Source organism: Acinetobacter piscicola, from assembly GCF_015218165.1.
Lineage (GTDB): Bacteria > Pseudomonadota > Gammaproteobacteria > Pseudomonadales > Moraxellaceae > Acinetobacter > Acinetobacter piscicola_A.
Genome location: NZ_CP048659.1, coordinates 1032346 through 1054421, shown reverse-complemented (window position 1 = coordinate 1054421; position 22076 = coordinate 1032346). Strand labels below are relative to the sequence as shown.

Genomic DNA, 22076 nt, shown 5'->3' with positions numbered 1-22076 from the left:
GCAATTTCAAAATCTCATAGAGTGTTTAGAAGGGAAATTGCCTCTGATTTACATAGATGAAAGTGGTTTTCAAAGTGAAAGTACCAGAACTCATAGTTATAGCCTTCAAGGAACACGTGCTGAAGGTGAATTTAACTGGCAGTTGAAGAATTGCAGTAATGCGATCGGTGCAATTATCGAAAATAGATTGTTGACAGTTGGTGTGTTTAATTGTTCTGTGAATACAGAAGTATTTGAATGTTGGATTGAACAGGATTTATTACCTAAGTTGAAAGAAAGCAGTGTTTTGATTATGGACAATGCGACCTTTCACAAAGGGAAAAGACTTCAGGAGTTGATACGTTGTGCAGGCCATTACATTGTGTGGCTTCCTAAATATAGTCCAGATTTAAATCCAATAGAAAATATGTGGTCACGAGTCAAGGCGATTCGAACTAAGTTTAGAGTTAAAGATATTGATAAATTATTTAAAGATTACTGTAATGATTTATTTGGTATTTAGCTATAAATGATTTTGTTGATAAAATATATGAACTTCTACAACTTTTTGCAGTTGTGCTGTATTTAAATACGATGATTTTTTCAGTTGCTTAGCAAGTTGAGTAAGTTTGTGATCGAGTTGTTCTAAATCAGCTTTTGAAAAGTCTTGCTGTTGTAAATGTGCCCACAATTGCTCAAGTTGCTTGAATAAAATCGTATGTAAATCACGATAAATCGGGACTAATTTTTGCTGCAAATAACTCTGGATTTCACTTTGTGCATTTTGCCCAAGCTTTAAATCTTGCTTTTGTTGCTCAATCTGTTGAATCAATTGATTTAGTTTTTTGTGCTGCGGATGAAATTCAGCTTGAGGCTGTTGAGTCACTTTAATATCAAAAGACATGGCTAATCAGGTCACAACAATCAAAAAAATACAGCCATGATAAAATAAAATTCCAACAAAGATCATTCTTTTCTAGCTTGATCTTAATCACAGCTACACATCCTCTTTATTTTTTTAAATATCCAGATGGATATAAGCCATGTTTCAGCCAATAGAAAAGCCATCGTAATGAATGCAACATAAATTTTATTATTCATGCCAATGCGGTCACATCAACATCTTACTTTTATTTAAATTTTAATTACTTCCACTCAACTTTATATCTACTGGCAGGCACAAAGTATGAGCGGAAATATTACATAAATTATTCTAAAACAACGCGTGCATTCACAGGCTGTACAGGACGATTGTTTGGATGACTTAACAGTTGATTAAATTCATCAAACTGTGCCTCAGATGCAGTTTGAATATCTTTTAATACAATCCAACGCACCCCTTCTGTACATGGTGGTGTCGTTAAAGAGCCATTAAAACGGTAATAATCTAGTTTTTTAGGCAAAAAATTTGCAGCTTTTTCAGTTTCTTCTAAGTTAAGCATCTGCCCTGCTTGCTTCGGTAAATTTTTCCACGTGTGCGCTAAACTTGCATTCTCTTGCCCTTTTTGATACATCACTGCAACCACTGCTAGCTCACCCTGTGCATTAGCATGAACCAAATGCATTTCCATTGGATAGCTCACACCATTGATTTTATTTTCACTAGGACTATGTAAATGGAATTGTTTTAAAACAAATTCTTGACCATCTAAAGTCAAACTATTTCCTGCATTAAAATCGACCTGAACAGTATGTCCATTATTTACGATCGATTTTGCACTTGTCGTGTAGTTAAAAGTTAAAGGTTCAAGTTTAGCTGATGTGGTATTTTTAATATCAATTGGCGACTGATTTAAACCTGAACAAGCATGATACTTTTCACTTAAACTCGCCCATTTTTCAGGTGCATTGTTTGTATCATATCCCCAGTCATTTCCTTGACCTGCATAGAGCATCGTTGTCGACAAAGGAAAAATACATAGACCAAATAATACTTTTTTCACAGAAACCTCTTATTTTAAAGTTATAAAGAATATCGATCTTAGTCAGTTGCTAAGACACATATTTATTTTTAATAATATTCAATACTTAACCTTCTAAATCGATAGCATCATTGATTTAAAATTTCAAAATAAAATATAAAAACATTAAATAATGAAGAGTTAATTGTATCAATGGTTAAAATTATCATTTTCCAGCCTTTTATGAGCATACAATTACTAAGATATTCACATAATATTTTTTTAAAAAGTTAAGCTATTTTTATCATAAATATAGTACGCATCGTTCTATAGAAAATCCGTTTTTTCTTATAAAAATGCACTATAATCAGTACACATCGCTTCAGGGCGGGGTGCAATTCCCCACCGGTGGTAATTTAAATATGTTCTTTAGAACGTATTTATTCAGCCCACGAGCCTATTATTTCTCATAAAATGATAGGCAGATTTGGTCAAAGCCAAAGCCGACGGTATAGTCCGGATGAAAGAAGACGACGTCACTTTTGAACAGATTCGATTCACTCGGATCTGTTTTGTAACGCCACTATTTTCACATGTCCTGAAATGTTCAACCGTATTTTTATTTTTACGAGAGCGTTTCAATGTCTAGTTTAATCCAACCCGAAATTTTCTTTTCAGCACTTTCTCCTGCTGAGCAACGTATAGAACAAGCTTTAGAAGATATGCGTCAAGGCAAACCTGTCTTGGTCATGGACGATTTTGATCGTGAAAATGAAGCAGATTTGATTGTTGCAGCCGAAACATTAAATGTTGAAACCATGGCACGTATGATTCGTGATGGTTCTGGGATTGTCTGTCTGACACTCACTTCTGAACTTGCCGACCATTTAGCATTAGCCCCTATGGTTCAGGACAATTCAAGTCATTTTAAAACTGCATTTACAGTCACCATTGAGGCAGCTGAAGGCGTGACTACAGGCGTTTCAGCCAAAGATCGCGTCACAACCATTCAAGCCGCTATCAAGGATGGTGCTGTAGCCAGTGATTTAAATCGTCCCGGACATGTGTTTCCTTTACGTGGTCGTGATGGTGGTGTGCTTATACGTCGTGGACATACAGAAGGTTCTATTGATTTAGCACGTATGGCAGGCTTAAAACCTGCGGGCGTATTGTGTGAAGTCACCAATCCTGATGGTACGATGGCTTCAGGTATCCAAGTTTTAGCATATGCACAAACCCATCATTTAACACTCATTACCATTGATGAAATTGCACAATATCGTTTAGCGCATGGTGTTTAATTTAGACCATAAAATCTAAAATTCATATTAAGCCAGTTTAAGCATGAGAATTTGATTAGCATTCTCATGCTTTTTTAATTCAGTATATAAAATAAGAAAATTAAATAAAAAATCACTATGCTATTATTTTTATACTCTTTTTTAGCTATTATAATTATTAAAATTTAAGCATAATTCTAAAAAAATATTAAGTTTATTTAAACAATATAAATAATAGGATAATAAATATGTTAAGTAGCCTTTCTGAATTGGATCAAAATCAACTTGCCTTCATACAACGTACCTATACGATTTTATTTGGCTCATTACTCATCATGACCATCATTGGCATTTTTTCATATCATGTTTTACCGCCGATGCTTCAGTTTCCTGTCATGATATTCGACTTCTTAATTTGGGTTGCATGCGGCTGGTTTGGTTGGCGAAATTCCATCAAAGCAGTATTTCCCATATTTCTAGTCATTACAGGTTTAGCAATGGGACAAATTGCCCATTTATATAGCCCAAATTTATTTTTTAAGTGCTGCGTTAACGACATTAGCAATTTTTGCAGGTGTCAGTACTTATGTATTTTTTAGCAAACGTGATTTCTCATTTTTGGCAGCGAGTCTGAATATTGGTTTTTGGATTTTACTGGTTGGGGGAATCTTAACGTTATTTTTCCATATCAGCATCTTATCTTTATTTTTAGGATTTTTTGGCTCAGCAGTCTTTATTGGATGGATCTTATATGACACCAGTCAAATTCTAATTCGCGCTGAACAATTTGGTTATGATGCACGTTTCGGAGCATTTGATTTATTTATGGATATCATTGGCTTATTCAGCTATATACGCAGCCTATTTTAGCTATTTTGATGATTAATTTTTAATGCTTTTTATTTATTTACTTCAAAACCAAATTGAATAAATGCCATATAACGCAACTGCAATCAAAATTGCACCACAGCCCAGTAAAATTTTAGAGTAAAGCTTAGACTTAGATAATGCATTAAAACCTAAATAAACCACCGATAAAGTCGCAAAATCTAAGATAATCCACGTTAAAGTCAACACAACTAAGCTCTGATCTAAGGTGGATGTCACATGCGTAAATTGAGGAAAAAAAGATGCAAAGAAAATAATATCTTTAGGATTGGAAATTCCCACAAGAAAACCTTGTTGAAAACCCCCTTGTACTTGGCGCGAAATCTCTTGGTCTTGCTGGCTTTGGCTTAATACCTCTCGTACGATTTGTATGCCCAAATAAGCAATATATAAGCAACCCAAAATTTTGATCAAATTAAACCAATGACTGGCAATATTAAAAAAGCCTTTTAAAATCAAAACAGAAATCGCGATAAGTAACAAAGAAGCTGAATTTGTTCCCACAATCGTATGTAATGCTTTTTTATACCCACCTTTTAAACCTGCACTTGCCACCAAAAGCATCACAGGTCCAGGCGTTGCAATCATGATCACCACAGCGATACAGTACAAAATATAGGCTGAAAAATCCAAGACTTATCCAAATAATAACTGATGATTCATTAAATTATAAAGAATGTAATTCTTCATCCTCTTCCATGATTTTCAATAAATTATGGCGAATACCATCTGCACGCAACCATGCCAAATCATAACTCGCCGTTGCCAATGCCAAAACACGGCGTTCAAACTCATCCCATAAAGGTTTGACTTGTTTAGCCCCAATACCTAAGCCACTTTCATCTGCAAGTGAACGATTTTTTTCACAAATTTTTAATGCATGGTAAAGTTTACGCCCTTTTGAAGCTCCATCTAACACACGGACACGTTTACTTAAAATAAAACCTTCAACATGTTGTAGCTGAGCAAAAGGCAACATCGGGACTAAAATTTGATCAAGTTGTGCATCCAAACGCTTCCAAACAGCCAAACGCTGTTCTGCGGTATAGGTATTCCATTGGATCACTTCATGATTAAAACGGCGACAACCACGACAAACCGAATCACCAAAAACCGTTGAACAGCGTCCTGCACACGGGGTTAATGTTGGGATTCGACTTTTATTACTCAAAATATTTTCCTCATTTAAAACCATATTTTTGCTATGGCTTTCTCGCAAATTTTCAAAATTCAGGCTAGAATACGCACCTAATTTTTTTCATATCTTAATACATTTGGAGTATTCCATGAACGCTACTGTAGAACAGCTTGCACCTGTAGAACAGCAAGCGACCACTGGTTGGGTTGTTGCAGCACTTTATCAATTCAAAGAAGTTCAAGATCCTGCCGATCTTCAACAACGTCTTTTAGACTTGGTAAAAACCATCAACTTATGCGGTACTCTAATTGTTGCAGGTGAAGGAATCAACGGTACTGTTGCAGGTGATCGTCAAGCAATTGATGTTATTCATCAATTTCTTTTAGACAATGGTTTTAATGCTATGGAATACAAAGAATCTCATAGTGACGATAAACCATTCCGTAAAATGAAAGTTAAACTCAAAAAAGAAATCGTAACTTTGGGCGTAGAAGTGAAACCACGTGACTTGGTTGGACATTATCTCGATCCAAAAGAGTGGAATGAACTCATTGCACGTGATGATGTGATCTTAGTTGATACACGTAATGACTATGAATATAAAGCAGGCACATTCAAAGGCGCAGTTGATCCTAAAACTGAAACTTTCCGTGAATTTCCTGACTACGTTAAAAAGGAATTAGCGCAACACAAAGATAAAAAAATTGCCATGTTCTGTACAGGTGGTATTCGCTGTGAAAAATCAACGTCATTACTTTTACAAGAAGGTTTTAACGAGGTTTATCATCTTAAAGGTGGCATTTTAAAATACCTAGAAGAAACCCCTGCTGAAGAAAGTATGTGGGAAGGTGAATGCTTCGTTTTTGATGGTCGTACTGCAGTTACACATGGCGTTGAAGAAGGCACCAATATTAAATGTCATGCTTGCGGTTGGCCGTTAACCCCAGAAGAAGTTGCTTTACCAAGTTATGAGCACGGCGTATCTTGTGTGTACTGTATTGAAAAAACTTCTGAAAAACAAAAAGAAGGTTTCCGTATGCGCCAATCACAAATCGTAGCAGCAAAACGTAAACGCTTATAATCTAAGATTTTTATCCAATTTGTAAAAAAACCGCATATTTGATGCGGTTTTTTTACATTTACATGACACATTTTATAGAACGCATAAAGTATTCATACATGAAATATGTGCTTCAGGAGAGCAGATTACAAAATTGATTGCTAATATCAAATTTATTCAATCCATTGTTTAAAAGTGATTAAGTAGATACTGAAAAGCTGTATTACAAATGATAAGGAAATTCATATGATGAATAAAAACGCTTACCTTCCATCTCATCGCATACATTACCCTTATTCACAGACTGTTCCCGTAATTACGAGCCAAAACATAAAAACTGAACTTGAACAAGAGTCACATCTATTTATCATTTGCTTAGGTATGATGATCGGAGCAATACTGTCATTGTTTATCGGCTATCATCTAAATACAACTTGGATAAATCTCTTTTTATTAATGAGTTTTCCTGTTGCACTCACCTACTGTTTACGTAAAATTTATATTCATACACTGATTCATTACCAAGACTAATTTTTTAAGATATAACACTTTACAAAGATATACGCCGCATCACTTTACGAAGTGAATTACACGCAATACTATAAATATCCACTTCGTTAGTGATGCGATAAAATGACTGAATGGATTATTTCCATCATGGAGCAATTGAGCTATTTCGGCATTGCTCTACTTATGTTTTTAGACAATGTCTTCCCACCTATTCCATCTGAAATTATTATGCCTTCTGCAGGACTCGCTGCCTCTCAAGGCAAACTGATTCTGACAGGTGTAATCATTGCAGGAAGCCTTGGCTCTTTGCTTGCTGCTGCATTGCTGTACTGGCTCGGACACAAAATCTCACAGCAAACCTTATTTAAATGGGTCGATCGTTACGGCAAATATCTTTTTATTAAGTCAACCGATGTGGAAAAATCTTTGGATTGGTTTGAACAATATGGACATCGTATTGTATTTTTTGGTCGTATGATTCCTGCGGTACGTTCACTGATCAGCATCCCTGCGGGTATGAGTGGCATGCCATTTTGGAAATTTATGCTGTATAGCGGATTAGGAACCGTGATTTGGACAACCTTTTTGGCTTGTGTCGGTTTTTATTTCGGTGAAAATCAAGCCTTGATGCAGCAAATCTTTCATCAAGTGAGCTATTTTATTATGGCAATCGTGATTGTCGTCATCCTTTGGATCCTCTATCGTAGACATCAACGTAAGACTCGACATCAATCTCAAAGATAAATCCAATTTAAAACTGTTACACTGTAAGCTATTGCTTTGATTTATATTTAGGAATAAGAATGCCGCATTATTATCTTCATTTTGCCAAAGTCTATGCTGTTGCATTAATTCTATTAATGTTGATTCTTATTTTTATTTTCCCACTCGGCTATATTTCTCTCTTTCCAACCTTGGTCATAGCAGCATTCATCAATGCACATTATTATTTTAAACGTGAACAACGCTTAGCTTCATCTGATGAAAAAATCCAACTGATTTGGGGACTTAGTGCGGTTGCAATTGTCATTGGTAGTTTTTTCACGTTCTTTTTAGTCTTAATGAACCCTCAAGCAGAACAAATTTTAAAATCTGCAGATCAAGCAGGTCTAGCACTCTCTGCTGTTATTATGCTCTGTATGGTGGCAGTACATGCTGCGGTATTTTTTACAGTGTATACCATTTCGGCAAAATTATTTTTAAAGACGACTCACTAAAAGTTATTTGCAGTCAAAAAAGAATAAAAAACTTATTCTCATAACATATATTTCAATTAACCCTTAAAACTAAACAATACACCAAACAATAAAAAAGCACCGATTAAAGGTGCTTTCTCATCAAACTTAAACTTATTGATCTGAATGGAACATCAAATAAATTTCATTTAAATTATCAGGAATTTCTTCTGCAATTTCATCCATGAGCTGACCATTGCGACGGAAAGATTCCATTTGCGGGTCTTCATCATCCACACCACTAAAGACCATCATCGGCAGGGTTAAATCAACCACTTGCTCTTCATACTCAGGGCTAAACCATGCTTCTTCATTGAGGAACATTGCATCGACAAAACCCACAGACCAATCACCTAAGCTTGACTCAACATCTGCCTCTTCAATTTCAAAAGGAAATTCCACTCCTTCTTCATTAGATAATTTTTGACGAATATCATCTAACCATGTCTTAATTTGCGCAATGATTTCTTTTGGTGCTTTGCTTTGGTTTCCTTCAAACAGCTCGTCTAACCAACGATCAAATTGTGGACCAACCGCAATTGCACATAAAAAACCATGAGTCGCTGCGAAATCTAGACCGTACTCGTTTTGGTCGCCATCTAAATAGTCACTTAACAGGTCTAAATCTAAAGCACTCATCTTGTTTCCAATTGATTTGAATCAGTGTAAAAGCATAGCATTTTTTAGCGCTATGCCCAATCTGTTTTAAGCATCGTCATCATCAAAATCGTCGTCGTCATCAAAATCATAATCAAAATCTTTTAATTCGCGATCTAAACGGCGTTGAGCAAGTAAATCATCGATTAAACGACGTTTTTCTAATGATTCTTTGGCGCTAATTTTGCTTGATGACTCATCAAAACTAACATCATCATCACCGTAGTTATCATCTAGTTCAAAATCTGTAGAAGACACTAAAACTACCTCATAATGAAAAAATGTGAATGGGTCTAGGCGCTATTTATCTTTGTTATGAAATCTTGTCAAGTTTTATTTATTTTTTTTACATTTTTAGGCCAATTTGGGCTTTTTTTGTGCCGAAATTTATGGCATGGTATAATCCACCCTACGTCCTTCTATTTGATGACTCATTTTGAGCACTTGTAGATAGAAGATACGTTGTAGGGTTGAACTTGAAAACAACAAATTCATCCCCATTTTAAGTCACAGAAACCAATTTTACTGATTTTATCAGAGCCTATTTATTCTGATGAAATACCCAAATTATTGCCATAAAAATGGTTATGGACTGTGCTGAATACAGTTTTCACTACCACAGATTTCAACGAGAAGAGAGTAAAGATGAGCGACATGCATTCCCCTACTTCACAAGTAGCGGCTCTGATTAGCCGAGGCAAAGAACAAGGTTACTTAACCTATGCTGAGGTTAACGATCATCTCCCAGACTCAATCACCGAAAGCGAACAGATTGAAGACATTATCCAAATGCTTCAAGACGTCGGTATCCCTGTGCATGAACGTGCACCTGAAACTGACGATGCCATGTTCGAAGGCAACAGCGAAGCAGCAGATGAAGTGGCTGAAGAAGAAGCAGCCGCTGTTCTTGCTTCTGTAGAAAATGAACCTGGTCGTACCACTGACCCTGTCCGTATGTATATGCGTGAAATGGGTACCGTTGAACTTTTGACCCGTGAAGGCGAAATCAGCATTGCAAAACGTATCGAAGAAGGCATCCGTGATGTTCTACATTCAATTGCGTATTGGCCAAATGCTGTGGAAGTGGTTTTACAAGAATACAAAGATTATGAAGCGGGTGAACGCCGTTTAGCGGACATTTTATCAGGTTATCTTGACCCTGAAACTGACGAAGAAATTCCTGAAGTTTTGGAAGATGAAGCTGAAGATCTTGATGACGAAGAAGAATCTTCTAGCAAACCAACCAAAGATGTAAAGTTGGATGACGACGACGAGGAAGAAGAAGCCGAAGGTGATGACGATTCTGAAGGCGAATCTGGCCCTGACCCTGAAATTGCCAAAGCGCGTTTTGAAGAATTACAAGCTGTCTGGAATACTGCAAAAGAATCTATTGCAAAATCAGGACGTAACAGTGCTGAAAGTAAAGAAGCAATGGAAGCTCTTGCAACTGTATTTATGATGTTTAAATTTACACCACGTTTATTTGACATCATTTCTGAAATGATTCGTGGTACACATGAACAAATTCGTACCTCTGAACGTGAAATTATGCGTTATGCAGTACGTCGTGGTCGTATGGATCGTACGCAATTCCGTACCTCTTTCCCAGGTCAAGAGTCAAACTTTGCTTGGTTAGATGAGCAAATTGCTAAAGCACCTGCTGAACTTAAAAATTATTTAGAAAAAGTTCGTCCTGATGTATTGGCATTCCAACAAAAGATTGCAGACATCGAAAACGACTTAGGTTTAGATGTTAAAGGCATCAAAGACATTTCTAAACGTATGGCAATTGGTGAAGCCAAAGCGCGTCGTGCGAAAAAAGAAATGGTTGAAGCCAACTTACGTTTGGTTATTTCAATTGCGAAAAAATACACCAACCGTGGCTTACAATTCCTTGACTTGATTCAAGAAGGTAACATTGGCTTGATGAAAGCGGTAGACAAGTTTGAATATCGCCGTGGTTATAAATTTTCGACTTATGCAACTTGGTGGATTCGTCAGGCGATTACCCGTTCGATTGCCGATCAAGCACGTACGATCCGTATTCCTGTGCATATGATTGAAACCATTAACAAGATCAACCGTGTATCTCGTCAATTACTGCAAGAAATGGGACGTGAACCAACACCTGAAGAATTGGGCGAACGTCTAGAAATGGACGAAGTTAAAGTTCGTAAAGTGTTGAAAATTGCGAAAGAACCAATTTCAATGGAAACCCCAATCGGTGATGATGAAGATTCGCATTTGGGTGATTTTATTGAAGATGGCAACATCACCTCACCTGTTGATGCCGCAACTTCAGAAGGTCTGAAAGAAGCGACTCGTGAAGTACTTGAAAACTTAACTGAACGTGAAGCGAAAGTCTTGAAAATGCGTTTTGGTATCGACATGCCAACCGACCATACCTTGGAAGAAGTGGGTAAACAGTTTGACGTTACACGTGAGCGTATTCGTCAGATTGAAGCGAAAGCGTTACGTAAATTACGTCACCCTTCTCGTTCGGAACATTTACGTTCATTCCTTGAAAATGACTAAAATCTACTACTCTTTATGGAGACTTGAAAATTTATTATTCACCTCCATTAAGTAGTTAATTGCAACACAACGCCTGCTCTTGCAGGCGTTTGAAATTAGGGGACACTCATGTCAATGTTAGACCGTACACCTTCTCGCGAACTTCGTGAAGATCTTTGGGTATTTCCAATGGATTATCCAATCAAATTGATTGGTGATGCTGGCGAAGAATTGCGTGGTGCTGTTGTTGAAATTTTAGTTAAACATTTCCCTGAATTTGATGAAGCCACTTTAAAAGTACAACCATCACGTACAGGTAAATATCATTCAATTACCGCACAATTACGCTTTGATGAACTCGAACAAGTCCATCAACTCTATGCAGATTTAGCAGCTTGCTCATTAATTAAAACTGCACTGTAAACATTCAATTAGAAACTGAAAAATCAGAGTCTGAGTACTCTGATTTTTTTCATCATATTTTTAAACAACTGACTGTACCTATCCTGTTAAGATACTGTTATTTTAATTTTTTCTTAGTTAATTTTAAATTAACGTTTTAAAATGAGCCTTTACGGCTTATCCCGTGATATTGCCTTCTTGCATAAAAAATTCAAGTCCTACATACTCTAGAATAGAATGTTTACTTTAAAAATGCTAGATCATACTGTCTTCATCTTACTAATGATGAAAATCAAATAATTATTTTGAATATTTATGTACCATCAATGATTAATTTGTAATAAATAATACTTAAAGCCTGCGAAACATTCTAATATAAGAGAAAATTAAAGTTTCTTATCGACACGTGTTATGAATCTATCTGATGGTTTACCAAATTTAATCATTCGTGAATTTAAACAACTCACAGACTATGCAACACGCTTTCAGGAAATGAAAGCCCTCACCGAACAACGTGATGAAAATACACCTGATGAATTGTGGATTTTACAGCATCCTGATGTTTTAACTCAGGGACAAGCTGGAAAACCAGAACATATTCTTGTGCATACAGATATTCCTGTGGTGCAATCAGATCGTGGCGGTCAAGTCACTTGGCATGGTCCAGGTCAAATGGTGATCTATTTTATGTTTGATCTAAATCGCTTAAAATGGAATGTTCGCACTTTGGTAAGCTATGCAGAAAATTTGATGATTGATCTGCTCAAAAAATACAATATCGAAGCCTATGCTAAACCTGATGCACCTGGTGTATATGTGAATGAACGAAAAATTGGCTCTTTAGGCTTTAAAATACGTAAAGGTCGCAGTTATCATGGTTTAGCACTCAATATCGACTGCAATCTTGATGGTTTTCATACCATTAACCCTTGCGGTTATGCTGGTTTAGAAATGGTTCGCATCTGTGACCTTGTAGAAAATTATCCAAAATTCAAACAACTAGCAGAAGATGTTAGTACTTATTTAAAAGAAAGTGGCTTTTTTAATGACGTTAAAGTCATTTCACAATAAAGCACTTCCCTTTTCACTTAAAACAAATTAGAGTAATTACTCTAAAATATAATACTAACTCAAATAAAGGGATAAGCGAGTGATTTCAAGTAAATCTGTAAAACCCGCTTTAGAACAAGCCTATGTCAAGCTCATGATGGACGTGATTGGCAGAGGTTTGGGCATGGCGAGTCAAGTCGATGATGAAATTAGACATGAAGTATCTAAGTTCCCTGTCGATTTTGTACTTTCAATGAAAGTGTTCCCTAATGGAGCTGCTTTTATTGCCAAAGTCAATGCACAGCATAATTTAGAACTCGTTACGTCTTTGCAAGGTAAACCTGATCTAACCATTACGTTTAAACATCTGCATCATGCATTTTTGGTATTTTCATTTCAGGAAAGTACTGCCCAGGCTTTTGCTAATGACCGTATGATTGCAGATGGTGATTTGTCATATGCAATTCGTTTAGTCCGTTGTTTAAATAAAATGGAAGCCTTAATTTTACCAAAATTGGTGGCAGAACTTGCAGTCAAAGAATACCCACATGAATTAAGCTTAAAAGAAAAATTATCTGGCGCAGCAAATATTTACCTTAAAGTTGCCCAATCTTATTTAAAAAGGAGTGCATAACACATGGCTGCTAAACCGTATTACGAATTTTTTTGTCCTGTAAAAGTCATTGCTGGTCATGCTGCACTTGAACATATTCCTTATGAATTATCATCACTTGGCGCAAAACGTCCAATGATCATTACAGATAAAGGGGTACGTACCAATAAGCTACTTGAACCAATTGAAGCAGCATTTATCTCTACAGATGTCGAAATTGGCTTTATTTTTGATGATGTCCCACCAGATTCAAGCTTAGAAACGGTGCGTGCAGTTGCACAAGCATATCGTACGCACAATTGTGATGCAATTATTGCTGTGGGTGGCGGTTCAGTGATTGACACGGCTAAAGCATCTAATATTTTGGTGACTGAAGGTGGTGATGACCTGACTAAATATTCAGGTGCGCATAATCTACCACGACCACTGAAACCTTTTTTTGTGATTCCAACCACCTCAGGTACGGGTTCTGAAGTCACGATGGTTGCTGTCGTTTCCGACAATCAAAAACATGTCAAAATGGCATTTGCATCAAACTATTTAATGCCACATGCTGCAATTTTAGACCCCCGCATGACTCAGACCTTGCCACCGCATTTAACAGCGATGACCGCAATGGATGCCATGACGCATGCTGTTGAAGCATATACCTGTATGGCAGCAAATCCGATTTCAGATGCATATGCGACTGCTGCAATTAAAAAAGTCAGTGCAAACTTATTTAATGTCTTAGACAACCCAAGTGATGCAGAAGGTCGTTTAGAACTTGCACAGGCATCAACGATGGCAGGCATTGCATTTTCAAACTCAATGGTTGGCTTAGTGCATTCATTAGGTCATGCGCTTGGTGCGGTTGCACATCTGCCGCATGGTTTATGTATGAACCTGTTTTTACCTTATGTACTTGAATATAATAAAGAAGTAAATGGCGATAAAATCGCTGATTTATTATTACCGCTTGCAGGTGCAGACATTTATGCACAAACCCCTGCTAATCAACGTGCTGAAAAAGCGATTGCTGTGTTAAATACGATGCGTGATCGTATCTATACTTTGACCAAATTACCACGCACTTTGAGTGAAACAGGTAAAGTCTCCAAAGAGCAATTGGATGAAGTGGCAGATAAAGCACTTAATGATGGTTCTATCATTTACAACCCGAAAGAAGCAACATTTAAAGATTTGAAATCTATTTTAGAAAAAGCTTGGTAATTGTTGAAAAATAAGCCAATATACCATTGAAATAAGCCTAATGTTTTCGAACATTGGGCTTTTCATTTGTCGTGCATAAATTTAGCTTATTTTTCATACAAATTGGCATATTTTCTGCTAAAAACATGCTTAAAGTTACTGACAAAAGTTTGCAATTGGAGTAGATTGGCGCACTTTTGTTTTATTTGTAGGGGGGATCGTTCGTCTCAAACGATCCTTAGATATATGACTGATCCTTGATCAACGATAAGAGGATAACGCCGTTGACAATTAACTCTGGGACTCAATCGGCAGCTAAACTGCAAAAAACGCTGGGCTTCTGGCACATCATTATTATTGGTTTGGCTTACATTCAACCAATGACACTTTTTGATACATTTGGTTTAGTATCAGAAGAAAGTCACTTTCATGTTCCCACTTCATATATCATTGCTTTAATTGCAATTTTATTTACTTCCATTAGTTATGGTCACATGATCCGTCGATATCCATCTTCGGGTTCTGCTTATACCTATGCGCAAAAATCGATTCATCCAAACGTCGGCTTTATGGTCGGTTGGTCATCTTGGTTAGATTATTTACTCTCGCCAATGGTGAACATCATTCTTGCCGTGATTTATTTGGAAGCGTTATTTCCTGAAGTGAATCACTGGGTGTGGGTTATCGGATTAACTGCTGCGATGACTGCCGTCAATTTACGTGGTGCTAAATTTGTTGCTAACTTCAACAGTTTGATTGTATTTGTACAATTAGGCGTGATTGCGTACTTTACGTGGATGGTTTATCAACTACTTGAAAGTGGTGTCAATGCGGATGGCACATTGGTCAATGCAAAATACCAATTGTGGAGCTTAGAACCATTTTGGAATGAGTTAACTAGTCTTGGTGCACTCATTACGGGCGCAACTTTACTGTGCTTCTCTTTTACAGGTTTTGACTCTCTCAGTTCACTTGCAGAAGAAACCAAAGATACTGAAAAAACTTTGCCACGTGCGATCTTTATGACTGCACTATTTGCTGGAGTTATTTTCATTATCAGTACGTACTTTATGCAAATTTATTTCCCGAACGACCCGAAAACATACTTCGAAGATGTTGCCGCAACTCAGCCTGATATTTTACAAGCTGTTGGTGGCGTCGCGTTTAAAACAGTAGTTCTGTATTTTGCAATTGTCACGGTTATGGCTTCAGGGATCTCAGCACATGCGGGTGTATCACGTTTAATGTATGTGATGGGCCGTGATGGCGTGATTAACAAAAAAATCTTTGGTCATATCAGTCCAAAAAATTTCACACCGTCATACAACATTTTAATTGTTGGTGCTGTTGCATTAACTGCAGGCTTCATGGATCTTGATATTGTCATTTCAATGATCAGCTTCGGTGCTTTAACTGCATTTACCTTCGTGAACTTATCTGTCATTTCTCGTTATGCACTACGTGACGGTCGTACCAAATCATTCAAAGATATTCTTAGTTTTGTGATTATTCCACTTTTAGGTTTTATCAGTATCTTTGCAATGTGGCTCGAAATCGAAGAAACTGCATTAAAATTTGGTTTATGGTGGGCAATGTTCGGTATCTTGTATTTAGGTTATAAAACCAAAGGTTTCCGCTACCCTGCACCACAACATAATGAACACGAATAATTTTAAATTGACTGTTCATCCATAACAAAAGGCGCATGATGCGCCTTTTGTTTTGTCAAAAATCAAAGTGATCAAGCTACAAATTTATCTGTAATCTGTTGAATACGTTTTGCATATACTTTAGCAGTCTCTAAATCACCACTTGGAATTTCATCCACGCTTGCATCTGCAGGTGATTGCACCAATAAGCCGACTGAACCACCTAAATTATTTACGTCTTGTCGAGTCGCTGCTTTGGTATTTGCAGGTAATAATCCTAAACTTACCCAGATTCCACCATGTTGAGAAGCAAGTGTTTGTAAATAAATCAAAGTGACTTGCTTGTCCCCATTAAAACTTGCACTGTTGGTAAAACCGCCAAAAACTTTATCTTTCCAAACGCTTGTAAACCAACGTTTAGATGATGCATCCGCAAATTTTTTAAATTGCCAAGGTACGCCACCCATGTAAGTCGGTGCAGCAAATACAATTGCATCTGCTGCATCTAGCACTGCCCAATCAGCTTCAGTAACATCCCCTTCCTGATTAACAGCAACTAAGGTTGCATCAACTTCTTTCGCAAAAGTTTCAGCAATCACTTTGGTATGACCATAACCCGAATAATAAACCACAGCTATTCTAGACATAAAAAACCTCTTATTAATGTTTTGAAAGTTTCGTGTTATTCAACATTGACCTTTAATCTAACTAAAAATTTAATTTGTTAAATCTTGTTGTCTTCATTGAACACATATTCATGTGATGGATTTATGATATACTTTTGAAATCTAGTATCAATTAGTTACCACTAGGTAACTGGTCATTTTAAGCAAAATTATTTGTCAATAATTGTGAATAAAAGGCGATTTAACATGACAAATCATTGTAATTTCGATGTTTTTCAACCGCTTTGCCCTGCTCGTGCTTTTTTTGAAAAATTTGCAGATAAATGGGTATTGCTCATTATTTATCGTTTATATCAAAACGCTCTACACTTCAATGAATTAAAAAAGAGTCTTGAAGGTATTTCTCCTAAGGTACTTTCTCAAAAGTTAAAAATTTTGGAAAGAGATGGTTTTATTTCAAGAACTATTCACGAAAACAATATCATCCGTGTTGAATATGCACTGACAAACTTAGGGATTGAATTTACTCAAACTGCTCTTTCATTTAAAACTTGGGCAGAAGAAAATGTGCAACATGTTCTTATTGCACAACAACAGTTTGATATTACACAATCTAAATAAACGCGACATGTTTATTGCCATTTGAAATAAAAAATAATGCGAAAGTACAGTTAAATTTATGAACTCAATATGTCCTGATCGGTTAATCACTTTTTAACAGTACCAATTAAATGCAGTAAAAAGCCCTGAACTTTCAGGGCTTTGATATTTTTGAACTAACGTTTTGGTAAAGGGATAAACTGGGAATCATTTTGTTGGAATTGACGCTCGCCTACTTTTACATTCAGATCTAATGTTTCTTGTCCACGAATCACTTCAACTTTAATTTCAGAATTAGGTGCTTGCAAAGCTACATAATTAATTAAATGTGATGTTGATGTAATTTCCTCATCATTGACTTTAACAATACGGTCACCAATTTTTAAACCTGCATTTGCAGCAGGACCATTCTTCAACACATCAGCCACGACAACACCTGTTTGACGTGGCGCTAATACATCAGCCTGTGTTGGTGGAACTAAGCTAATTCCCAACCACCCACGAATGACACGACCATCTTTCAAAATTGAGTTTAAAATCTGTTGGCAAATTTTTGCAGGGATAGCAAAACCAATTCCCAATGATCCACCCGACTGTGAGAAAATAGCGGTATTCACCCCGATTAAATTACCTGAAACATCAATTAATGCTCCACCAGAATTACCGGGATTAATTGCAGCATCTGTTTGAATAAAGTCTTCGTAAGTATTAATCCCTAAGTCAGAACGACCTGTCGCCGAGATAATGCCTTGTGTAACAGTTTGCCCAACGCCAAAAGGATTACCTATCGCAAGAACAACATCACCGACTTCATTACCACTGAGTTTAAATGGCAATACTGGCAAATTTTCTAATTCGATTTTAATCACAGCCAAATCAGTATCTGGATCTGTACCAATGACTTTGGCTTCTGCACGGCGCCCATCTTGTAATGCAACCACAATTTGGTCAGCCTGTTCGATCACATGATTGTTCGTCAAAATATAACCATCAGGGCGAACGATCACACCTGAACCTAGGCTATTTTCATTTTGTCCTTGATTTTGTTCAGGAATTTGATTACCAAAAAACTCACGGAATGCTGGATCATTCAATAATGGATGATTCTGTTTTACTTTTTGCGTTGTAAAAATATTGACCACAGCTGGCGCTGCAACTTTGACCGCAGCATTATAAGAAACCACACCACCTGTACGTGACGTATTGACTAATGGCTCAACCTTTTCAGCTGGCATTTTTACACCATCTGCTGCAATGGGTGCTTTTGGTTGTTGTAATTTTTGCCATACGACAAAACTAATAATTACGAGGATGAGTAACACCCAAGGTAGCCATGTAAAGGTGCGGCGCACTTTTTCGCTCCTCTTCAAAATTTTTTAATTCATTGATGTGAAAGTATTTTCAATATTGTAATGCAATTCAACAAATAAACCTAAAAAACGCCAGGAGTTTTGTTCAGCTTTAGTTACAATTTAACAGATTAGTACCATATTACATATATTTAGTATCTGTTGGTATTTCATATAATAAGCATTGTTATCGTAAACACAAAATAAATTCCTAGATCTTGCTGAATGCGATATGTTTAATATCATGTTAACACTGATTTTTTAAATACTTTCTTGATGTAAATAGATGAGAGCATTATGGTAAAATTATCTGACCTGATTCAGTGGTGTGACCGCACCTTAAAAACAGCTGAATTTAAAGACTATGCGCCCAACGGTTTACAGATCGAAGGCAAAGCCGAAGTTAAAAAGATTCTCTGTGCAGTGACCGCATCACAAGATGCAATTGATGCTGCAATTCACCAACAAGCTGACTTGTTATTGGTGCATCATGGCTATTTTTGGAAAGGTGAACCTTACCCGATTACAGGCATGCGTGGTAAACGAATCAAATCTTTGATCCAACATGATATTTCTCTTGTAGGTTATCATTTACCTCTAGACTCACATCCTATTTTAGGTAATAACGCTGCCATTGCTGATATTTTAGCATTAGAAAATATTGAAGCGCTTGACCCTAATGAACGCAATCCTATTGGTAATATTGGTTATTTAAAACAACCGATGTCTGCTGAAGCATTCAAAGCGGTATTAACTGAAAAACTGGGTTTCAATACCATTCATTTACCTGCAGCAAAAACCCAAATTCAAAAAGTTGGTTTTTGTACAGGGGGTGCACAAGACTATATTGAAAAAGCAGCAGCGCAAGCATGTGATGCTTATATTTCAGGTGAAGTTAGTGAGCGAACTTTCTATCAAGCACAAGAGTTAAATGTACATTATTTTGCCTGTGGACATCATGCCACTGAGCGTTATGGTGTGCAACGACTAGGCAAAGCTATTTCAGAACACTTCAATATTGAGTATAGTTATTTCGAATTAAATAATCCGATTTAATGGCGGTCGAAAAGTTAAATTTGCATGTTCATAAAAACATTCAAATGAAAAGCTTTTTTGCCAAAAATAATGGCTGTTTTTTAACATTTTCTTTATACGTATTAAATCGAAATAAATTGTGTATTGTTATTTAACATCCTGCACAATTATTCGTAGAATCTATTACAATAAAGCCACTTAATGTTAAAACCCAGCAAAATGCAAGGAATTTAAAACATGACAACCATTACTTTACCTGCGCTTCCATACGGTTATGATGACCTCGCTCCGCACATCAGCAAAGAAACTTTAGAGTTTCACCATGACAAACACCACAATACTTATGTTGTTAACTTAAACAACCTTATTGCTGGTACAGATCTTGAAGGTAAATCTTTAGAAGAAATCATCACTGCTGTTGCAGGCGATGCATCTAAAGCTGGTGTTTTCAATAACGCTGCTCAAGTTTGGAACCACACGTTCTACTGGAACTGTATGGCTAAAAATGGTGGCGGTAAAGCAACTGGTGCTTTAGCTGCTAAAATTGATGAAGCTTTCGGTTCTTATGAAAAATTTGCTGAAGAATTTGCTGCTGCTGCAACAACTCAATTTGGTTCAGGTTGGGCTTGGTTAGTTGCTGACAAAGTAAATGGCGACCTTTCTATCCTTAAAACTTCAAACGCTGATACTCCACTTGCTCATGGTAAAGTTGCTGTACTCACAATTGACGTTTGGGAACATGCTTATTACATCGACTTCCGTAATGCACGTCCTAAATATATCTCTACTTTCTTAGAAAGCTTAGTGAACTGGGACTATGCAAATGCTAAATATGCTGGTCAAGAAGCTGGTGTAGAAAAATAATTTACTTTTTATAACGTAAATAAAAAGCCAGTCAGTGCAAACCGACTGGCTTTTTTAATGCGTTTTATATTTAAATACAACTCAAGCAAAACCTACAAAATGTTTTCTATCGGTTTTTTAACTTATTGCTACTTTTTTATTTTTTACTGATTCATCTGCTAGTTTATAAATCAGATCTTGCATTGCCAACATTTTGTCACGATTTGCATGATCCCATGGATGGAAATTTGGACGGAAATAATCAATATAATTGCCCAATTGTTTTCTTAAAGCACCCACTTCTCCAAACGTATATTTGTACGCCTTACGCCAACTTGAAAGATCTGTCAGCTTTTTCTCATCTATCACAATCTTCGTAAAAACTGGGAGTACAAGTCCCCAAAATACAATCGTTGCAAGTACTAAACCTAAACTACGAACTGCGTAGGCATAAGGTCCATGCCCCATTGCAGTATTCCATACATCGAAAGCAACGGCTTTATGTTCAGTTTCTTCAAAAGCATGCCAACGCCAAATATTGGCATAATTTTCTTCAGCTCCATCAAATAGTTCAGGAATTTGCAGCACAGAATCTGCCAATAGTGCAGTAAAATGTTCTAGTGCAATGGTAGAACTCAACCAAAAATACTCAGGGGTATGTTTTTTAATTAAACCAAACAGATCTAAAACAAAAGCTTCAAATTTTGGTGCAATACTATTTCGCTCGAACAGCGCACTATTATATTCTTCATGCTCACGACCATGCATGGCTTCTTGACCAATAAAAGCCGTCACCGCTTTTTGTAAATCAGGGTCTTGCACGAGATCTCGATGTGCACGTACCGCATCAATAAAGAACCGCTCACCTATCGGTAAAACAATTGAAAATGTATTTAACAATGCGGTAAAAATAGGCCCCGCAGATGTATGCCAGTCTGCAATACGGTTAGCAGGTAAAGCAAAATGAATATCACGGCGAATAGGTAAAGGTTCGTGATAAACAGTCGATTTAATCAATTTCTGTAAAATGCCCATAGCTTCATCCTATCTGTACTTATTTGAATTAACATGATGTCCTTAACAAAATTGTACCCTTATGGATACTATTCGCTATGTCATTTCAACTCATTTCCATATCATCGCAGCCCTAATGCAGGACGATTAAGCAAGAAAATTTAATCTAATCAAGCAAACATGCTCATCAGCAATTCACCATGTACATGTATAAGTAGAAAAAAGTTTATATAGTAAAATTTAGAACTAAAAATAATTTAAACCATCAAAAAAATATAACGCATATTTCAGAGATAGAAAAAACAATAAAATTTGACATTTCTATACCTCTATATGATTTTAATTCAGCATGACAGCCTATCTACCATTCCATCAATCAACGAGAAATTAAGCATAGGCCGGTCTAAATTAGCTTGATGAAACTGTGCAATTTTTGATAGCGGATTAAAAAGCAAAGAGAACGACCGTGCTTTTACCATCCTGCAAAAACACGTCAATCTCTTTTTGAGTGATTACTTTGCATTTTATTGAAAATAATAAGT

General features: G+C 36.6%; 24 protein-coding genes and 1 riboswitch. Of the genes, 15 read left to right on the top strand and 9 right to left on the bottom strand.

The annotated features are described in order from the left end of the window. The first annotated feature begins 16 nt into the window (after positions 1-16). On the top strand, positions 17-502 hold the full coding sequence (locus G0028_RS05105) for a transposase (RefSeq protein ID WP_227554803.1): 486 nt from the start codon (positions 17-19) through the stop codon (positions 500-502). Here G0028_RS05105 and G0028_RS05100 read toward each other — a convergent pair whose 3' ends face one another. Together G0028_RS05100 and G0028_RS05095 are read right to left on the bottom strand one after the other, a co-directional pair. Then, on the bottom strand, positions 503-883 hold the full coding sequence (locus G0028_RS05100; RefSeq protein WP_180045993.1) for a hypothetical protein: 381 nt from the start codon (positions 881-883) through the stop codon (positions 503-505). Positions 884-1187: 304 nt separating this feature from the next. Further along, complete coding sequence (locus tag G0028_RS05095) at positions 1188-1922, bottom strand: carbonic anhydrase (RefSeq protein ID WP_373687884.1); 735 nt, start codon at positions 1920-1922, stop codon at positions 1188-1190. 333 nt (positions 1923-2255) lie between these two features. Then, positions 2256-2416, top strand: a riboswitch (FMN riboswitch). Between the two features lie 105 nt (positions 2417-2521). Here G0028_RS05095 and ribB point away from each other — a divergent pair. Next, positions 2522-3181, top strand: a complete 660-nt coding sequence (ribB, locus tag G0028_RS05090) for a 3,4-dihydroxy-2-butanone-4-phosphate synthase (RefSeq protein WP_180045995.1) — start codon at positions 2522-2524, stop codon at positions 3179-3181. A 486-nt stretch (positions 3182-3667) separates the two neighbouring features. After that, positions 3668-4030 carry a Bax inhibitor-1 family protein gene (locus G0028_RS21020; RefSeq protein ID WP_227554775.1) on the top strand — a complete coding sequence of 121 codons (363 nt, stop codon included), beginning with the start codon at positions 3668-3670 and terminating at the stop codon, positions 4028-4030. 42 nt (positions 4031-4072) lie between these two features. Here G0028_RS21020 and G0028_RS05080 read toward each other — a convergent pair whose 3' ends face one another. Continuing rightward, entirely contained in the window at positions 4073-4636 is a 564-nt protein-coding gene (locus tag G0028_RS05080; RefSeq protein ID WP_373687885.1) for a LysE family translocator, read from the bottom strand. Positions 4637-4715: 79 nt separating this feature from the next. Then, complete coding sequence (locus tag G0028_RS05075) at positions 4716-5219, bottom strand: DUF1289 domain-containing protein (protein ID WP_174493102.1); 504 nt, start codon at positions 5217-5219, stop codon at positions 4716-4718. Positions 5220-5334: 115 nt separating this feature from the next. Between G0028_RS05075 and G0028_RS05070 the strand changes: the two genes are divergently transcribed. The 3 genes from G0028_RS05070 (at position 5335) to G0028_RS05060 (ending at position 7973) form a co-directional block, all read left to right on the top strand. Then, on the top strand, positions 5335-6267 hold the full coding sequence (locus G0028_RS05070; protein ID WP_174493103.1) for a rhodanese-related sulfurtransferase: 933 nt from the start codon (positions 5335-5337) through the stop codon (positions 6265-6267). 612 nt (positions 6268-6879) lie between these two features. Further along, on the top strand, positions 6880-7500 hold the full coding sequence (locus tag G0028_RS05065) for a DedA family protein (protein ID WP_227554774.1): 621 nt from the start codon (positions 6880-6882) through the stop codon (positions 7498-7500). A 59-nt stretch (positions 7501-7559) separates the two neighbouring features. After that, positions 7560-7973 (top strand): ABZJ_00895 family protein, encoded by a 414-nt coding sequence (locus G0028_RS05060; protein ID WP_180045997.1) that lies wholly within the window; start codon positions 7560-7562, stop codon positions 7971-7973. A gap of 132 nt (positions 7974-8105) precedes the next feature. On the opposite strand, the gene G0028_RS05055 is transcribed toward G0028_RS05060, so the two are convergent. Both G0028_RS05055 and G0028_RS05050 read right to left on the bottom strand, forming a co-directional pair. Then, positions 8106-8630: a YecA family protein gene (locus tag G0028_RS05055; protein WP_130072997.1), complete on the bottom strand. Its 525-nt coding sequence runs from the start codon at positions 8628-8630 to the stop codon at positions 8106-8108. A gap of 66 nt (positions 8631-8696) precedes the next feature. After that, on the bottom strand, positions 8697-8906 hold the full coding sequence (locus G0028_RS05050; RefSeq protein ID WP_130072998.1) for a PA3496 family putative envelope integrity protein: 210 nt from the start codon (positions 8904-8906) through the stop codon (positions 8697-8699). A 339-nt stretch (positions 8907-9245) separates the two neighbouring features. Here G0028_RS05050 and rpoD point away from each other — a divergent pair, with 339 nt between their 5' ends. From rpoD to G0028_RS05020, 6 genes are all read left to right on the top strand, one after another. Further along, positions 9246-11183, top strand: coding sequence for an RNA polymerase sigma factor RpoD (gene rpoD / locus G0028_RS05045; RefSeq protein ID WP_257222238.1), 1938 nt, complete (start codon positions 9246-9248; stop codon positions 11181-11183). 114 nt (positions 11184-11297) lie between these two features. After that, positions 11298-11585, top strand: a complete 288-nt coding sequence (locus G0028_RS05040) for a YbeD family protein (RefSeq protein ID WP_130073053.1) — start codon at positions 11298-11300, stop codon at positions 11583-11585. 390 nt (positions 11586-11975) lie between these two features. Then, the gene (lipB, locus tag G0028_RS05035) at positions 11976-12635 is read left to right on the top strand and encodes a lipoyl(octanoyl) transferase LipB (RefSeq protein ID WP_174493105.1); all 660 of its coding nucleotides are present in this window, start codon (positions 11976-11978) and stop codon (positions 12633-12635) included. 79 nt (positions 12636-12714) lie between these two features. After that, positions 12715-13248 carry a hypothetical protein gene (locus G0028_RS05030; RefSeq protein WP_180045999.1) on the top strand — a complete coding sequence of 178 codons (534 nt, stop codon included), beginning with the start codon at positions 12715-12717 and terminating at the stop codon, positions 13246-13248. Between the two features lie 3 nt (positions 13249-13251). Beyond that, complete coding sequence (locus G0028_RS05025; protein WP_130073002.1) at positions 13252-14439, top strand: iron-containing alcohol dehydrogenase; 1188 nt, start codon at positions 13252-13254, stop codon at positions 14437-14439. Positions 14440-14702: 263 nt separating this feature from the next. Then, positions 14703-16088: an APC family permease gene (locus tag G0028_RS05020; RefSeq protein ID WP_180046001.1), complete on the top strand. Its 1386-nt coding sequence runs from the start codon at positions 14703-14705 to the stop codon at positions 16086-16088. Between the two features lie 71 nt (positions 16089-16159). Here the strand turns inward: G0028_RS05020 and G0028_RS05015 are convergent, their stop codons facing one another. Continuing rightward, the gene (locus tag G0028_RS05015) at positions 16160-16714 is read right to left on the bottom strand and encodes a flavodoxin family protein (RefSeq protein ID WP_180046003.1); all 555 of its coding nucleotides are present in this window, start codon (positions 16712-16714) and stop codon (positions 16160-16162) included. A 225-nt stretch (positions 16715-16939) separates the two neighbouring features. On the opposite strand from G0028_RS05015, the gene G0028_RS05010 reads away from it, so the two are divergent. Next, entirely contained in the window at positions 16940-17314 is a 375-nt protein-coding gene (locus G0028_RS05010; RefSeq protein ID WP_130073005.1) for a winged helix-turn-helix transcriptional regulator, read from the top strand. Between the two features lie 155 nt (positions 17315-17469). Here the strand turns inward: G0028_RS05010 and G0028_RS05005 are convergent, their stop codons facing one another. Continuing rightward, positions 17470-18645 (bottom strand): S1C family serine protease, encoded by a 1176-nt coding sequence (locus G0028_RS05005; RefSeq protein ID WP_130073006.1) that lies wholly within the window; start codon positions 18643-18645, stop codon positions 17470-17472. A 294-nt stretch (positions 18646-18939) separates the two neighbouring features. Here G0028_RS05005 and G0028_RS05000 point away from each other — a divergent pair, with 294 nt between their 5' ends. Continuing rightward, complete coding sequence (locus tag G0028_RS05000) at positions 18940-19698, top strand: Nif3-like dinuclear metal center hexameric protein (RefSeq protein ID WP_180046005.1); 759 nt, start codon at positions 18940-18942, stop codon at positions 19696-19698. 216 nt (positions 19699-19914) lie between these two features. Further along, on the top strand, positions 19915-20541 hold the full coding sequence (locus G0028_RS04995; protein ID WP_107007056.1) for a superoxide dismutase: 627 nt from the start codon (positions 19915-19917) through the stop codon (positions 20539-20541). A gap of 117 nt (positions 20542-20658) precedes the next feature. Here the strand turns inward: G0028_RS04995 and G0028_RS04990 are convergent, their stop codons facing one another. After that, positions 20659-21555 carry a metal-dependent hydrolase gene (locus G0028_RS04990; protein ID WP_180046007.1) on the bottom strand — a complete coding sequence of 299 codons (897 nt, stop codon included), beginning with the start codon at positions 21553-21555 and terminating at the stop codon, positions 20659-20661. Positions 21556-22076 lie beyond the last annotated feature (521 nt).

What these genes read in the sequence shown, in the direction of transcription:
- G0028_RS05100 (WP_180045993.1), bottom strand. Translation starts at nt 883, where the DNA reads ATGTCTTTTGATATTAAAGTGACTCAACAGCCTCAAGCTGAATTTCAT.
- ribB (WP_180045995.1), top strand. Translation starts at nt 2,522, where the DNA reads ATGTCTAGTTTAATCCAACCCGAAATTTTCTTTTCAGCACTTTCTCCT.
- G0028_RS05080 (WP_373687885.1), bottom strand. Translation starts at nt 4,636, where the DNA reads ATGATTGCAACGCCTGGACCTGTGATGCTTTTGGTGGCAAGTGCAGGT.
- G0028_RS05070 (WP_174493103.1), top strand. Translation starts at nt 5,335, where the DNA reads ATGAACGCTACTGTAGAACAGCTTGCACCTGTAGAACAGCAAGCGACC.
- G0028_RS05065 (WP_227554774.1), top strand. Translation starts at nt 6,880, where the DNA reads ATGACTGAATGGATTATTTCCATCATGGAGCAATTGAGCTATTTCGGC.
- G0028_RS05060 (WP_180045997.1), top strand. Translation starts at nt 7,560, where the DNA reads ATGCCGCATTATTATCTTCATTTTGCCAAAGTCTATGCTGTTGCATTA.
- G0028_RS05055 (WP_130072997.1), bottom strand. Translation starts at nt 8,630, where the DNA reads ATGAGTGCTTTAGATTTAGACCTGTTAAGTGACTATTTAGATGGCGAC.
- G0028_RS05040 (WP_130073053.1), top strand. Translation starts at nt 11,298, where the DNA reads ATGTTAGACCGTACACCTTCTCGCGAACTTCGTGAAGATCTTTGGGTA.
- lipB (WP_174493105.1), top strand. Translation starts at nt 11,976, where the DNA reads ATGAATCTATCTGATGGTTTACCAAATTTAATCATTCGTGAATTTAAA.
- G0028_RS05025 (WP_130073002.1), top strand. Translation starts at nt 13,252, where the DNA reads ATGGCTGCTAAACCGTATTACGAATTTTTTTGTCCTGTAAAAGTCATT.
- G0028_RS05015 (WP_180046003.1), bottom strand. Translation starts at nt 16,714, where the DNA reads ATGTCTAGAATAGCTGTGGTTTATTATTCGGGTTATGGTCATACCAAA.
- G0028_RS05010 (WP_130073005.1), top strand. Translation starts at nt 16,940, where the DNA reads ATGACAAATCATTGTAATTTCGATGTTTTTCAACCGCTTTGCCCTGCT.
- G0028_RS05000 (WP_180046005.1), top strand. Translation starts at nt 18,940, where the DNA reads ATGGTAAAATTATCTGACCTGATTCAGTGGTGTGACCGCACCTTAAAA.
- G0028_RS04995 (WP_107007056.1), top strand. Translation starts at nt 19,915, where the DNA reads ATGACAACCATTACTTTACCTGCGCTTCCATACGGTTATGATGACCTC.
- G0028_RS04990 (WP_180046007.1), bottom strand. Translation starts at nt 21,555, where the DNA reads ATGGGCATTTTACAGAAATTGATTAAATCGACTGTTTATCACGAACCT.